Below are 14,271 nucleotides of genomic sequence, written 5' to 3'. Positions count from 1 at the left end.
CATCCCTCTTGTTTTATGCCAACAAAGTGCCGGTGGCTTTGCACCTACCAGCGATCCACCGCACACGTGAGTCCTGTCGGAGTCCATACCAACGACACGGCCGGAAGGCCGCCAGCATCCTCGGCGATGCCGCGCAATGTATTTCGGTCGATACCCGAATGTGCGCCGCCTTTCGGGTGGCTGTGCCACGTTCCTATAAAGGCGAGATACCCCAAAGAGGCCGCGTTTGCGGCGCGCAAATTTTGAACAAGCCCGTTGGTTCCGAGGACGAAGCGGGCGGCCTCTCGAACACTGTCAGGCGGTGCCTCAACAAGGCCTGCAATGGTGATGGTTCGATTTTCAAACGAGATGCGGCCGATCAAGGCGCCGCCTGTTTCCAGAGCACCCCAGCGCAGCGCATCAGCATGGATTGCTTGCGCAACTGGGGACAGGACCCGAATGTTCCAGCCACCATCGTCTGCGACTTCAAGCGCAGTGGTCGGGCCAAGGCTGGCGCGGGTCCATGCCATTCCAAGGCCTTCGGCATCTGAGATTCCGGCGCAAAGCGTCGCTTCCTTCGGAAGCCCATCAACGAGCCATCGTTCCAGTTGCAGGCCGGCCAGTGACGTCGACCGCGAAACAACGGCGTCAGACATAGGCATCGTCAGCGAATGACAGTTGTCACCCACGAAAATCCGAGTCGGCTCAGACGTCTCGCCGGCAATCGACGCACGCAGTTCCGGTGCAAACCGGCAGCACTCGAACAAGAACGCCGTGAGGTCGTCAACTCGGCCGGCACGGCCAGCTCCTTCGAGCAATACCGCCACACAGCGCCCCTGACCATACATCGCGATCCGTGCCAATCGGGCTGGGGATTGATCCAACGCTGCCGATTGTGTTTCTGCAGCCAGCACCTGAAGTGACGCCGTCGCATCCACGATGAGGGCCGCATCCTGCGGAACGGTTGCCGCAAACTGTTCCGGATCGACCAAAAGAGTCACTGCGTCGGTGTCGAACGCTCGCGATTGAAGATGCGACAGCGATTCAAAGGCTGTCTTCATCAGCGCCGACTTCCGAGGCGGAACCAGAACTGATGCCCGCTCAATGAGTGCATGCCGCGCGGCGTTGTGAGGCGACATGGGTTCGTTGTCGACGAAAGTCATCGAACCAAAGCCCGCTCGCCCCAGTTGCATCGCGACTTTCGATCCCACGCTTCCGCAGCCGAGCACGACCAGCGGCTGTGATGTGGCTGCGTATGGAATGCCGGACGTCCTTGCCAGCAGTTCAGGAGACAACGCATGCGCGTGAAAGGCCGGGTGAACCGTGGCGTTACGCTCCAGGAGCGATTGAGCGTTGAGTTCATAGCGCACCACATAGGGCAATACCTCGACACTCCTCCCTGGCGAGCCCACAAGCGACGCTGGCCTTTGCACAGCCAGAATCACAATCGCGTACAAACCATGCACCCAGCCATGCGAGTCCTGTCGCATATCCAGGATTGAGCGTCCGAAATAACCGTCCACTTCCTGGGCCAAAGCGTCGCGATCAATACCAAGCTCCGCTGCTCGATCGAGCAGCGTCGCGAGATCGACAACTGTCTCTGGTTGATAGCGTCCGATCACATGCGGGAGGCCGTCGGTCATCGGAGCGCGCGCGATGAAGGCCGCGGCATGGCCGTTCCCCCATTTGCCCAGCTTGTCGTTGTGAACATCCTGATAAAACACAGGATCGACTTGTGCGGTCAGTTCGGCGTTGATGATGGCGTACAGACCGCCATCGATCGTCACGTAGCCTGCGGGAACCACCAGAATCGTGCCGTCAGCGGGAGCGGCGGCCGCGACCTTCTCGGCACTGAATACAACGGTCGAAGGACAGCTGTCTCGGCGCGTTGGTTCCCACCCCTGCTCCAGGTCCAGGAGTGTTCCGGCCGCGGCCTTGTGCAGCCAGTCGATCAACTGATCGACAACGGCGTCCAGGCCAAACCGATGCAGCAGCTCGTTCAACGACCCTTCGAATAGGCACGGCGAGACTAACTCGCCTTGGCGATGGGGGTTGATGTGCGGCAAGTTGAGCGGGAAGTCCGCACGTAAGAAGGGCTCGGGTGCAGACAGGGGCCAGTCACTACCGAATACCAGCACGCACGTCTCGACGGTGCGCACTCCGGTCTCAGAGATACCATTGCGCCGAGACCTGTTCGGCAGTTGGACCGCAACATCGACTTCAATCTCCGTCGATGCACCAGTTGTCCTTGGCTCGCCAACGCGGATAAGGCCTCGATGCCGCTGAAGTTGATGCAGTGCGTCTGCGATGGTGCCCGTCATGATGCTCCGTGCGGCATGGGGGTGCGCGCAGAGGTCACCACGGCAGCGGCCTTCGATCCGGACTCCTTCTTCGAGGGAGGTTGCACACCCTGAGCGGTTACGGTGAAAACGAGCGGTTCCACGGACTTTTCGCTGGGGTACTCGCCTGTGCAGTAGAACTCGCCTTTTGCTTCGTCCACGATCGTCACGTACTCACGCTTCGCACGGATGCAGGGCGGATCGCTGTCATCATCTGCAATCGGCTTGCAGCTGGCGACGATGACGGCGCCGTCACGGGTCTGCGAAAGCGCCTTGCGAGCATCAGCATCGAGCTTGGCTTTTTCACGGTAGTCGGACCAGCTGTCATAGGACAGCGAATGCCAGGAACAATGATGAGGCGCCTGCATGATGTCGTACTCAAGCACATCTGCTTCAGCCTTGTGGCGTTGCCACTGGCGGTTCCAGATGAACACCTCAGCATCGCCACCAGTAAGGAATTTCGCACCATCCGGCGTCTGCGCGTCAGCCGCCAACGTGATGTTCAGAATAACGCTGGACTGGTTCTTGACCAGGCACTCTTCCTCTTCCTCGTCATCCTGGGCGTCCAGTGGAGCCAAAAGAAACGCAGAAAAGAATGCGGAACTCTTGCCATTGATCGTTGAAAAGCGCGTGTCCACCTTCCGCACAATCGAAGTGAGATCATCGGTTTTTCCGTCGATGTCCTCGCCCATGATCTGAATGCGGTCACCGTTCCCGACGGCGAAATTCTTGTCACGGTTCAGTTGCACGCGCCGACGCGCCTCCGTGTTGAATGCCTTGGCGTCGTCGCTCAAGGTGTGCGTCTTGCTGGCGCGTCGAAACACGATCGGGGACGACCACATCTCGCGGATCACGATTTTCTTGTCCTTGTCGTCCTTCTTGTCGTCCGGGTACTTGTCGAGTGGCCCTAGGTAGAAGTGTCGCTTCAACCCTCGGCAATGGTCTTGATCCGGGTGGCTCAGCAGGAACGCATCGACATACGGCCTGCCGTTCTCATCCTTCTTCAGTCGTTCGCGCAAATCCTTGGCGACATCGCGCGCCTCCCCGTCAGGGTCGTCGGCGTCTTGCCTGATGTTTACGTCGATCAGCAGAGTCGTCGCGTCGAGATCGCCGAACTTGATGAGGGTCATGTCCCCGTTGTCGACGGGAAAAAACGTGATGGTTGTAGGCACTGGGGTCTCCGGGTAGACGACCGAAGGATGATCGCGTATAGTTAATGTACGACGATTTTTTATATCCGTCTACTTTTTAGGCGTGACTGATGCAAAAACCTTCCGTTCCTGCCGCCGAACCTGCTGAGCCTAAGGGGCTAAGTTGGGGGCTGGAGAGCAGACTTCAATTCATCGATTTCCGTCTGCGCTGGGAGCGGCGCATCAACCGGATGGATCTCACCGAGCACTTTGGTATTTCGGTCCCGCAGGCATCGCTGGACATTTCCAAGTACATGGAGTTGGCGCCGAGCAACCTGACTTACGACCGCAGCTCCAAGACCTACACGGCAGCGCAGAGTTTTCACCCGCTTTACCAACGAAGCTCGGCGCAACGCTATCTAGCAGAACTGCTAGCGACAAAGATGGGAATTGTCGAGCCGACGGCCAGCTTCATCGGCTCCGCGCCGGAGACAGATTGGGCCCCGTCCCCTTGGCGCACGATCAATGAGCAGACCGTCGAAGCAGTGGTGCGCGCAATCCGCCAGCAGGAATCCATTCTGGTGAGCTACCAGTCCATGACGTCGTTGGATGAATCGGTTCGCTTGCTGTCTCCCCACGCCCTTGGCAATGACGGTTTTCGCTGGCACATGCGCGCGTTTTGCCACAAGCGCCAGCGCTTCAGCGATTTCGTCCTTGCTCGAATCCTGCGCATCGATGGCTTCGAGGCGACCCAAGTGGACTCCAACCAAGATTCGCATTGGCAAACTGTATTGACGCTGGTACTTGCACCGCATCCCGATTTGCCTGCAGCCAAGAAACGAGTCTTAGAGTTGGACTACGGCATGGAAGATGGAGAGGTCAAACTTCCATGCCGCCAAGCGTTTCTGTACTACACGCTGAGACGTTTGGGTTTGCATACCAAGGAAGCACCAGACCCCCTCGCACAGCAGATCACGCTAAAAAACCGCGATGAAATCCAACCCTATATCGACGCCTTGGCGGCACAGGCCTGACTTCACATGACAACAATTTTTGAACTGGTCAAAGACCCCTACGAGCGCAAGGCACGTGTTATCCCTGGCCTTCTTGTGGCCTTACCCGTGCTGGTGCCGCTGTTGTGCGTCTACGGGGCTCGGCACCCTGTGCTTACAGGTGTGATCGGCCTGCTGGGCGGCTGCGGCGCTATCTATGCACTCGCGAGCGTAGCGCGCGGACGTGGTAAAAAACTTGAAGAGATGCTGGTCTCAAAATGGGGTGGCATGCCCACGACCATCGCACTACGCCACCGCGACAAGTTCCTTGATGGTGTCAGCAAGCAGCGTTATCACACGGCGATCACTGCCAAGTTGGGTATCGCCATGCCAACGGCAGAAGAAGAATCAGCAAACCCAGACAAGGCAGACGACATCTACATCGGTGCCACTAAGCGGCTTCGCGAACTCACGCGTTCCAACAAGCAGCTCTTGCTGAAAGAGAACATCGCCTATGGATTTCATCGCAACATGCTGGCGATGAAGCCTGTCGGTATCCTGTCGTGCCTCATGGGCGTCGTCTACGGATTGTTGATTGCAAAGATTTTGCAGGTAGCACCTCTCCAATTTGACTTGGTGCACCTTGCCGATCCAGGGCTTGCCGCAGGCTTGACATTGCTCATTTCGCTGGCGCTACTTGCCGCATGGCTACTGTATTTCGATCAGGACGCAGTAAGGCGGATGGGATTCGTCTATGCGGAACGTTTGTTTGAATGTTTGCCGTCGTTGCCTTCTTCCTCCTCACGGAAGAAAGCCGTAAAACCGACTACAGACTGAGGTTCTGCCCAATCTCCAAACAGGCGTATAGCTCCGCAGGTGTGTCTACCGCTTCCACGTCTTGGGACGAATCGTTCCGCGAGACTCCAGCAAGAGCCGCGTGCTTTCCAGTTCCTTTTGCAGCACATCGGTATCCGGCAGAACCATCCGGTAGTTCGCCGCCATGACCTTGGTGGGTAAGCCCTCCAGCGCATACCGCGCCAGGGCGAGCCCCTTGTCGGCACAAAGAATCAGCCCCACCGGCGGGTTCTCCTCGGGATAGGCCCAGTGTTCCTTGGCATAGTTGCAGTACATGTGCATCTGGCCCACGTCCGCATGCGTCAGACTCCCCAGCTTCAGGTCGATGATGACCAGGCAGCGTAACTTGCGATGGAACAGCAGCAAGTCCACCCGATACCAGGTCTGGTCGATGCGCAAGCGCCGCTGCCGTCCAATGAAGGTGAACCCTTCACCCAATTCGAGCAGGAAGTCTTCCAGCCGCCGGATCAAGGCGGCCTCCAGATCGGACTCCGAATACTCGTCCTTGAGGTCGAGGAACTCCAGCACATAGGGGTCTTTGATGGCATCGCCGGGCGCGACGGCATCTTCGGGCTTGGCCACCGCGCCCTTGGCCAGCATCGCCGCCTTGTTTTTCGACAGCGCCGTGCGCTCGTAGAACTGGCTGCCGATCTGCCGATCCAACTGGCGCACGCTCCAGCCGCCGCGCAAGGCCTCGGCTTCATAGAACTGGCGCGCATGCTCGTCCTTGACCGACAACAGCCGCACATAGGCCGACCACGGCAGCGTGAAGACCTGCGCCAGCTCGTCCAGCCGCCAAGGCCGCACTGGCTCCGGGGAAGATTCGCCAGACACTGTCTGGCGAATTGGCCGGGTCAGAAAAAACGACCGCATCTGCTGCAGGTTCTGACGGCTGAAGCCACGGCCGAACTGCTGGGTGAGGTCGCTTGCCAGCCGCTCGATCAACTGCTCGCCATAACCCGCGCGCCGCTTGCCCTGTTGCTCGGCCTCCACGATGCGGCGGCCAATCTCCCAGTAGCTGGCCGTCATCAGCGCATTGACGCTGCGCGCTGCCGTCTGGCGCGCGGCATCGAGCAGATCCACGATGCCGCCGTGGATGCCGGCGTAGCCGGCAGGCACGGCGGCGGGTGCGACTCCCGCCATCGCAGGCGCCTTCTTGGTCATGCAGCCACCTCCGCAGGCCGCTGCGCCTCGGTGATCGTCTTGCGCCGGTTCGCCACCAGCTCGGCCGCCTTGCGCACCGGATCGTCCTCGGTGTGGACGTAGCGCATGAACATCGCCACGGTCTTGTGCGCCGTCAGCGCCATGCCGACCTTGACCGGGATGCCCGAGTTGGCAATGTCGGTCGCGGAGCGGTGGCGGATGCCATGCGTGCCGACGTGCGTGGCGCCCGCCGCCTTGAGGGCGCGGCTCCAGCCGCCGTAATACTCGCCCGTGGTCAGGTGCTTGCCGGGATGGCTTGGAGACGGCAGCACATAGGGAGTGCCTTCCTGCCGTGGCGCCGTCGAGAGCAGTCGATAGGCTTCCTCGCTCATGGGCTTGGACATGCCGCCCGTCTTGCTGTCCGGCCAGACCACGCGGCGGTTGTCCAGGTCCACCCAATCCCATCGGAGCGTCACGATTTCGGAGCGGCGGCCGGCGAACTCGAATTGAAGGCGGATCGCCAGCGGGATGACGTAGTTCTCCAGACCCTCGGCTTCGATGTGCTCCAGTCGCCGAAACAGCTTGCCCATGTCCTCGTCGCTGATGAGGTGGGTGGCCTTGCCGTTGGGGTACATCGGGACGTGGCGGCAGGGGTTGGTGCCGTCAGGCCGGTGGCCCCACACCTCGGCCAGGTTGAACATCTTGCGCATCACGCTGAAAGCACGGTTGGCCTCGGCCGGCTTGTGCGCCATCTTCTTCATCGCCGTGGCCACGTCCGGGCGCTTCACGTCCTGGACCTTCAAACGGCCCAGCATCGGAACGATGCAGCGGTCGATGACGGCCTGATACCCGCGCTGGGTGCTGGGCTTGTTGCGCTGCTTGGAGTAATCCTCCATGAACTTGGTACACAGCTCCTTGACCGTGGGGGCTGAACGGGCGGCGGCCTTGGCCGCGCTGGGGTCGCCGCCCCGGCGCACCTCGGCCAGCCATTCCTGGGCCAGCGAGCGGGCCTGCTCGACGGTCAGTTCCCCGTACAGGCCCAGGGCGGGCTTGCGCCGCTCGCCAGCGTTCGTGCGGTACTGGAGCATGAACACCTTGCGGCCCGCTGGTGTAACCTTGCACAGGAAGCCGGGCACCAGCGTGTCCCGGAGTTCGACGGCCTGCGCCTGGGGTTGTGCCGCATCGACTGCGGACTTGGTGAGCTTGAGTTTTGCCACGATGACTCCTCGGAAAGACCCGATTCCCAAGAGCCATGTAGGGGCCATCAGAGGGGAAGCCGGGTCAGGTTTCGGAAAGCACCGGCATATGTTGGACTCGCCTAAGTTATTGATAAACCTGCTGTATCGGGCTTCGGCGTAGTCCAGCAAAGTTCGGTGCTGGAGTCATGGTGAAATGAAAAATGGCCCCTCGGCCAACCGCTTCGCGCTTGTCCGATCCCCCGAGGGGATGCTTTTTCATCTTGGGGCGGCCCGGCGATGAAAAAACGGCCCCGGAGGGGCCGTTGTCGCGGAAGGCGGGCCGATGGCTCAGTCGATGAGCTGCGCCTTCATCGCGTAGTAGGTCAGGTCGCTGTTGGTCTGCAGGTTCAGCTTCTCCATCAGCCGCGTGCGGTAGGTGCTGATGGTCTTGACCGACAGCGACAGGTCGTCGCCGATCTTGCCCACCGTCTCGCCCTTGGCCAGCCGCAGGAAGACCTGGAACTCGCGCTCCGAGAGCTGCTCGTGCGGCGCCGTGCTCTCCTTCTTGCCGAGCTGGTTGGCAAGCAGGTCGGCCACGGCCGGCGTGATGTAGCGCCGACCCAGCGCGATGGTGCGCACCGCCTTGACGATCTCCTCCGGGTCGCACTCCTTGTTGAGGTAGCCGCTGGCGCCCTGGCGGATCAGGTTCATGGCGTAGTGCTCCTCGGGGTAGGCGCTGAGGATCAGGATGCCCACGTCCGGCGCCTTGGCGCGGATCATGGCCAGCGCGTCGATGCCGCTCTGGCCGGGCATGGACAGGTCCATCACCAGCACGTCGAGTTCGGTGCTGCGCACCAGGTCGATGGCCTCGCGGCCCGAGGCGGCCTCGCCCTCCACGCGCAGGTCCACATGGGTGGCGAAGAAATCGCGCAGCCCTGCGCGCACCACGGCGTGGTCGTCGACGATACCGATCTTGATCATGGATGTACCTCCGGACAGTGTTGGTGTTGTGTCAGTTGCTCTCCCCCTGTGCGGGCCCGCCCATGCCCGGCGGCCGGGGAGGGCCAACGCGCAGCATGCCACCGCAGGCGCGTGCGCGACGCCCTCCGGCGCAGGTCGGGGCGTTGTCCTGCATGCCGATGCGGCGGCGCCTTGCGCGAAGACGCGGCATGTCCGTCGGTCCGGACCTCATGACGAAAAAAGGGCCTCTTGCGAGGCCCCTTCGTGGTGTCGGCGTGTGCGCTGTTTCAGCGTGCGCCGCTCGGCGCCGGTCCGCGGCGCTCCAGGTGGCGGAAGGTGATGCGGCCCTTGGTCAGGTCGTAGGGCGACATCTCCAGCGACACCTTGTCGCCCAGGATGATGCGGATGTGGTTCTTGCGCACCTTGCCGCCGCTGTAGGCGATGACCTCGTGGCCGTTCTCCAGCGTCACGCGGTAGCGCGAGTCGGGCAGCACTTCGGTGACGGCGCCCTGCATCTCGATGAGTTCTTCCTTGGCCATGTACTGTGTCCTTTCAGAGAATTCATTCGCTGCGGCGGACAACGACCGGGGCCGGCCACGGCAGGCGGCCGGCAGGCATGTGGCGGAGCGCGTTCCACTGGAGAACCGCCAGATGCAGCGTGTGCAAGGTGCAGGCTGGAGCCCGAAGGCCCGGCGCTGCAGGCCGGCGGGTGAGGGAGACGACGCAGTCGTCGTGCGGGAAGCGAAACCGGATAATTATACCGTGCTGGCACGATCCTTGCCGTGGCAGATGTCACAGCGTCGGCGGTTCGGGTGGCCGGCCGACACCCCCCGGCGCCGGGGCGGCGCGCACAATGCGCCGATGAACTCCGGCGGCGCTGCCGGAACCTATCCAAGCATGCCCCTGCCTGCCGCCGCCCGCCTCAAGATCGGCCTTTCGGCCTGCTTCTCGCACGCCGACCCGGATCGCTCCCTGTTCACCAACAAGACGCTGCAGTACGTCGAGCAGTCGATCTGCCACTGGCTGATGTCGGCCGGCGCGATGGTGGTGATGGTGCCCTGCCCGACCGGCGACACCGCGCGCGGCGACACCACCCTGGCCCACTATGCCGAGTGGCTGGACGGCGTCGTCATGCACGGTGGCGCCGACGTCTGGCCCGGCAGCTACGGCGAGGAGCCACTCAAGGACGCCTGGATCGGCGACCGCATCCGCGACCTGTACGACCTGGCGCTGGTGGAGGCCTTCGCGCAGGCGGGCAAGCCCGTCTTCGGCGTGTGCCGCGGGCTGCAGCTCATCAACGTGGCCTTCGGCGGCACGCTCTACCAGGACATCGAGGCGCAGCACGGCCACCCCGAGACGCTGCGCCACCGCGACCCGGTGGCCTACGACCAGAACTTCCACGCCATCGAGATCGTGCCCGGCACGCGGCTGGCGAAGCTGTACCCCGAGGTGGGCAGCGCGCGCGTCAACAGCATCCACCACCAGGGCATCAAGGACCTGGCGCCGGGCTTCGAGGTGGAGGCCTGGAGCATGCCGGACCGCATCCCGGAGGCGATCCGCCGCCGGCCGGACCAGGGCGCGAGCTACATCGCCGCGACGCAGTGGCACCCGGAGTTCCACAAGTACGGCAGCACCGACACCATCAACGACACGCCGATCCTGCACGACTTCCTGTGGGCCTGCGCCACCGCCCGCGTGCAGCCGCAGCGGCCGCACCGCGGCATGCCGGGCCGCATCCGCGACCGCGCCTCGCGGCTGCTGCGGCAGGCGCTGCTGCGGCGCTGACGCTCCGGCGCGCCGCGTCTTTCGGCGCTTCGGACGAGGCGGCAAGCGGGGCTTGTGCCTATGGTGGGGGCTGCGCGGGCCCATGATCATCCAGCGAACGAACGACAGGAGACCTCCATGGCAGAAGCCTTCATCGTCGCCGCCACCCGCACGGCCGCCGGCCGGCGCGGCGGCAAGCTCTCGGGCTGGCACCCGGTGGACCTGGCGGCGCAGGTCATCGACGAGCTGGTGCGCCGCGCCGGCGCCGACCCGGCGCTGGTCGAGGACGTGATCATGGGCTGCGTCAGCCAGACCGCCGAGCAGGGCATCAACGTCGCGCGCAACGCGGTGCTGGCCTCCTCGCTGCCCGAGTCGGTGCCCGGCACCTCGGTCGACCGGCAGTGCGGCTCGTCGCAGCAGGCGCTGCACTTCGCCGCGCAGGCGGTGATGAGCGGCAGCATGGACGTGGTGATCGCCGCCGGCGTCGAGAGCATGAGCCGCGTGCCCATGTTCAGCACCAGCGAGATGCCGCGCAAGGCCGGCATGGGCTTCTACATGAGCCCGGCGATGCAGCAGCGCTACCCCGGCGTCGAGTTCAGCCAGTTCATGGGCGCCGAGATGATGGCGAAGAAGTACGGGCTCTCGAAGGAGCAACTGGACGTCTACGCGCTGGAGAGCCACCGCCGCGCCGCCGCCGCCACGCAGGAGGGCCGCTTCGCCCGGGAGATCCTGCCCGTGGCCGTGCGCAGCGCCGACGGCGGCGCCGAGGACGAGGGCCGGCCGCACACGGTGGACGAGGGCATCCGCTTCAACGCCACGCTGGAGGGCATCGCCGGCGTCAAGCCGATCCAGGAGGGCGGCCGCTGCACGGCGGCCACCGCCAGCCAGATCGCCGACGGCGCCACCGGCGTGATGGTGGTGAGCGAGCGCGGCCTGAAGGCGCTGGGCGCGAAGCCGCTGGCGCGCATCCATCGCATGACGGTGCTGGGGCACGACCCGGTGATCATGCTGGAGGCGCCGATCCCCGCCACGCAGGCGGCGCTGAGGAAGGCCGGCATGCGCATCGAGGACATCGACCTGTTCGAGGTCAACGAGGCCTTCGCGCCAGTGCCGCTGGCCTGGCTGCAGGCGACCGGCGCCGATCCGGCGAAACTCAACGTCCACGGCGGCGCCATCGCGCTGGGCCACCCGCTGGGCGCCTCCGGCACCAAGCTGATGACCACGCTGGTCCATGCCCTGCACGCGCGCGGCGGCCGCTACGGGCTGCAGACCATGTGCGAGGGCGGCGGCATGGCCAACGTCACCATCGTCGAGAGGCTCTGAGCGCCATGGCGGATGCCGCTGACAGCCTGGCGCGCCTGGACCGGCACGGCGAGGTGGCCGTGCTCTCGCTGTGCGACGCGGCGCGGCTCAATCCCCTGGGCATCCCGCTGCAGGAGCAGCTGCGCGCCCGGCTGGCCGAGGCCGCGCAGGACACCGCCGTGCGCGCCCTGGTGCTCACCGGCGAGGGCCGGGGCTTCTGCGTCGGCGCCGACCTGTCCTCCATCGCCGAGGCCGGCGAGCCCGGCGATGCGCGCAGCATCGGCGAGCGCACGGCCGACACCATGCAGCAGCTGTCCAACCGCCTGGTCCTCGACCTGCAGGCGCTGCCCGTGCCGGTGGTGTGCGCCGTCAACGGCGCCGCGGCGGGCGCCGGCGCCGGCCTCGCGCTGGCCGGCGACTTCACGCTGATGGCCGAGAGCGCGTACCTGTACTTTCCCTTCCTGCCGCGGCTGGGCATCGTGCCCGACCTCGGCTCCACCTGGTTCCTGGAGCGCCGCGCCGGCCGCGCCCGCGCGCTGGGCGCCGCGCTGCTGGACGAGCGCATCCCCGCCGCGCAGGCCGTGGCCTGGGGCCTGGCCTGGGCCCAGGCGCCCGACGCCGCGCTGCGCGAGCAGGCGCTGGCCCTCGCCGGCCGGCTGGCGCGGCTGCCGGCGCACGCCGTGCTGGAGGCGCGCCGCGCGCTGGACGCGGCCGCCTCGCGCACGCTGGCCGAGCAGCTGCACTACGAGGCCGAGCGCCAGCGCGCGCTGGTCGGCGGCCCCGACTTCATCGAGGGCGTGCGCGCCTTCAGCGAGCGGCGCGCGCCGCGCTTCCCCGGCCGCGGCTGAACCCCTCACGCCCACCCAAGGAGCACCGCATGACCCTCTCCGGCCTGATGCAGGACCGCCCGCTGATGATCTCGTCGCTGGTCGAGCATGCGGCGCGCTTCCATCCGCGCACCGAGATCGTCTCGCGGCTGCCCGAGGGCGGCACGCACCGCACCGACTGGGCCGGCATCCGCCGTGCTTCGTGCCAGGTGGCGCACGCGCTGGCGGCGCTGGGCGTGCAGCCCGGTGAGCGGGTCGGCACGCTGGCCTGGAACAGCTGGCGCCACCTGGCGCTGTACTTCGGCGTCTCCGGCAGCGGCGCGGTGCTGCACACCATCAACCCGCGCCTGTTCCCGGAGCAGATCGCGTACATCGCCAACCACGCGGAAGACAAGGTGCTGTTCTTCGACGTCACCTTCGCGCCGCTGGTGGAGAAGCTCGCGCCGCAGCTCGGCAGCGTGAAGACCTACGTGTGCATGACCTCGCGCGAGCACATGCCGGGCATCGACGTACCCGACCTGCGCTGCTGGGACGAGCTGGTCGGCGCGCAGAGCGGCGATTTCGCCTGGCCCGAGTTCGACGAGCGCACCGCCTCGTCCCTTTGCTACACCTCCGGCACCACCGGCAACCCCAAGGGCGTGCTGTACTCGCACCGCTCCACGCTGCTGCACACGCTGATGGAGCTGGCGCCCGACACCTTCGGCATCGGCTCGCGCGAGACGCTGATGCTGATCGTGCCCATGTTCCACGCCAACGCCTGGGGCGCGCCCTACGCGGCCGCGATGGTGGGCGCCAGGCTGGTGCTGCCGGGCCCGCACCTGGACGGCCGAAGCGTGTACGAGCTGATGCGGGACGAGCGCGTCACCTTCTCGCAGGGCGTGCCCACCGTGTGGCTGATGCTGTTCCAGTACCTGGACGCGAACCCCGGGATCGACCCGCGCGCGCTGAGCCTCCGGCGCGTGGGCATCGGCGGCGCCGCCGTCCCGCGCGCGATGCTGGAGCGCTTCGAGCGCGGCTTCGGCGTGGAGGTGACGCAGGGCTGGGGCATGACGGAGACCAGCCCCATCGGCGTCATCAGCAAGCTGCTGGCCAGGCACGACGATCTGCCCGAGGAGGAGCTGGTCAAGGTCAAGCTCAAGCAGGGCCGCGGCGTGTGGGGCGTGGACCTCAAGCTGGTGGACGATGCGGGCCAGGTGCAGCCCTGGGACGGCGAATCGCGCGGCCACCTGCGCGTGCGCGGGCCGTGGATCGCCAGCGGCTATTTCAAAGAGCCCCCAGGCGGAGGCGCTGCCTCCGCCACCCCCCGAGGGGGTCTGGAAAGCTTGGGGCGGCCCGGCGCTTTCCAGGGCGAGGGCGGCTCGCCCATCGACGAGGAAGGGTTCTTCAGCACCGGCGACGTCGCCACCATCGACGCCGACGGCTTCCTGCAACTGGTGGACCGGGCCAAGGACGTCATCAAGTCCGGCGGCGAGTGGATCTCTTCCATCGACGTGGAGAACGCCGCCATGGGCCATCCCGGCGTGGCGGAGGCGGCCATCATCGGCGTCGCCCATCCCACGTGGCAGGAGCGGCCGCTGCTGATCGTCGTGCCGCGCGAGGGGCAGGCGGTCGACAAGCAGTCCGTGCTCGACTTCCTCGCCACCCGCATCGCCAAATGGTGGCTGCCGGACGACGTGGTCTTCGTCGAGGAGTTGCCGCACACCGCCACCGGCAAGCTGCTCAAGACGAAGCTGCGCGAGCAGTACCGCGACCACGTGCTGCCCACGGCCTGAGGACGTCCGCCCCGCCGGCCCGGCGCCTGA

General features: G+C 65.2%; 12 protein-coding genes. 6 read left to right on the top strand and 6 right to left on the bottom strand.

Translation table 11 applies throughout. The annotated features are described in order from the left end of the window. Positions 1-44 precede the first annotated feature (44 nt). Positions 45-2,300, bottom strand: a complete 2,256-nt coding sequence (locus Q392_RS31895) for an anti-phage 6A-MBL system cap2_3 protein (protein WP_011517546.1) — start codon at positions 2,298-2,300, stop codon at positions 45-47. Next, a complete protein-coding gene (locus Q392_RS11130) occupies positions 2,297-3,490 on the bottom strand; it encodes an anti-phage 6A-MBL system MBL-fold protein (protein ID WP_003056221.1) in 1,194 nt (397 codons plus the stop codon). Before Q392_RS11130 ends, Q392_RS31895 begins: the two co-directional genes overlap by 4 nt. Before the next feature lie 89 nt (positions 3,491-3,579). Between Q392_RS11130 and Q392_RS11125 the strand changes: the two genes are divergently transcribed. Continuing rightward, entirely contained in the window at positions 3,580-4,482 is a 903-nt protein-coding gene (locus Q392_RS11125; RefSeq protein WP_003056222.1) for a WYL domain-containing transcriptional regulator, read from the top strand. Positions 4,483-4,488: 6 nt separating this feature from the next. Continuing rightward, complete coding sequence (locus Q392_RS31890) at positions 4,489-5,277, top strand: hypothetical protein (RefSeq protein ID WP_003056223.1); 789 nt, start codon at positions 4,489-4,491, stop codon at positions 5,275-5,277. A 45-nt stretch (positions 5,278-5,322) separates the two neighbouring features. Here Q392_RS31890 and Q392_RS11120 read toward each other — a convergent pair whose 3' ends face one another. The 4 genes from Q392_RS11120 to infA form a co-directional block, all read right to left on the bottom strand. Next, positions 5,323-6,459, bottom strand: coding sequence for a PDDEXK nuclease domain-containing protein (locus Q392_RS11120; protein WP_003056224.1), 1,137 nt, complete (start codon positions 6,457-6,459; stop codon positions 5,323-5,325). Then, positions 6,456-7,655, bottom strand: coding sequence for a tyrosine-type recombinase/integrase (locus Q392_RS11115; RefSeq protein ID WP_003056225.1), 1,200 nt, complete (start codon positions 7,653-7,655; stop codon positions 6,456-6,458). Before Q392_RS11115 ends, Q392_RS11120 begins: the two co-directional genes overlap by 4 nt. A gap of 309 nt (positions 7,656-7,964) precedes the next feature. Beyond that, positions 7,965-8,597 (bottom strand): response regulator, encoded by a 633-nt coding sequence (locus Q392_RS11110; RefSeq protein ID WP_038206515.1) that lies wholly within the window; start codon positions 8,595-8,597, stop codon positions 7,965-7,967. A 266-nt stretch (positions 8,598-8,863) separates the two neighbouring features. Beyond that, positions 8,864-9,115: a translation initiation factor IF-1 gene (infA, locus tag Q392_RS11105; RefSeq protein ID WP_038206511.1), complete on the bottom strand. Its 252-nt coding sequence runs from the start codon at positions 9,113-9,115 to the stop codon at positions 8,864-8,866. A gap of 358 nt (positions 9,116-9,473) precedes the next feature. Between infA and Q392_RS11100 the strand changes: the two genes are divergently transcribed. The 4 genes from Q392_RS11100 to Q392_RS11085 all read left to right on the top strand — a co-directional run bounded on the left by Q392_RS11100 (position 9,474) and on the right by Q392_RS11085 (position 14,241). Next, positions 9,474-10,361: a gamma-glutamyl-gamma-aminobutyrate hydrolase family protein gene (locus tag Q392_RS11100; RefSeq protein ID WP_038206507.1), complete on the top strand. Its 888-nt coding sequence runs from the start codon at positions 9,474-9,476 to the stop codon at positions 10,359-10,361. A 117-nt stretch (positions 10,362-10,478) separates the two neighbouring features. Beyond that, entirely contained in the window at positions 10,479-11,663 is a 1,185-nt protein-coding gene (locus tag Q392_RS11095; protein WP_038206505.1) for an acetyl-CoA C-acetyltransferase, read from the top strand. A gap of 5 nt (positions 11,664-11,668) precedes the next feature. Continuing rightward, positions 11,669-12,490 carry an enoyl-CoA hydratase-related protein gene (locus tag Q392_RS11090; RefSeq protein ID WP_051953293.1) on the top strand — a complete coding sequence of 274 codons (822 nt, stop codon included), beginning with the start codon at positions 11,669-11,671 and terminating at the stop codon, positions 12,488-12,490. Between the two features lie 29 nt (positions 12,491-12,519). Next, positions 12,520-14,241, top strand: a complete 1,722-nt coding sequence (locus Q392_RS11085; protein ID WP_038206502.1) for an AMP-binding protein — start codon at positions 12,520-12,522, stop codon at positions 14,239-14,241. Positions 14,242-14,271: the final 30 nt, after the last annotated feature.

This window comes from Xenophilus azovorans DSM 13620 (genome assembly GCF_000745855.1).
Lineage (GTDB): Bacteria > Pseudomonadota > Gammaproteobacteria > Burkholderiales > Burkholderiaceae_C > Xenophilus > Xenophilus azovorans.
Note: the sequence above shows the minus strand (reverse complement) of the source record. Positions and strands in the feature narration are given on the sequence as shown.

Coding starts and splice junctions, on each gene's coding strand:
- Q392_RS11090 (WP_051953293.1), top strand. CDS start 11,669: ATGGCGGATGCCGCTGACAGCCTGGCGCGCCTGGACCGGCACGGCGAG.
- infA (WP_038206511.1), bottom strand. CDS start 9,115: ATGGCCAAGGAAGAACTCATCGAGATGCAGGGCGCCGTCACCGAAGTG.
- Q392_RS31895 (WP_011517546.1), bottom strand. CDS start 2,300: ATGACGGGCACCATCGCAGACGCACTGCATCAACTTCAGCGGCATCGA.
- Q392_RS11120 (WP_003056224.1), bottom strand. CDS start 6,459: ATGACCAAGAAGGCGCCTGCGATGGCGGGAGTCGCACCCGCCGCCGTG.
- Q392_RS11095 (WP_038206505.1), top strand. CDS start 10,479: ATGGCAGAAGCCTTCATCGTCGCCGCCACCCGCACGGCCGCCGGCCGG.
- Q392_RS31890 (WP_003056223.1), top strand. CDS start 4,489: ATGACAACAATTTTTGAACTGGTCAAAGACCCCTACGAGCGCAAGGCA.
- Q392_RS11085 (WP_038206502.1), top strand. CDS start 12,520: ATGACCCTCTCCGGCCTGATGCAGGACCGCCCGCTGATGATCTCGTCG.
- Q392_RS11125 (WP_003056222.1), top strand. CDS start 3,580: ATGCAAAAACCTTCCGTTCCTGCCGCCGAACCTGCTGAGCCTAAGGGG.
- Q392_RS11100 (WP_038206507.1), top strand. CDS start 9,474: ATGCCCCTGCCTGCCGCCGCCCGCCTCAAGATCGGCCTTTCGGCCTGC.
- Q392_RS11110 (WP_038206515.1), bottom strand. CDS start 8,597: ATGATCAAGATCGGTATCGTCGACGACCACGCCGTGGTGCGCGCAGGG.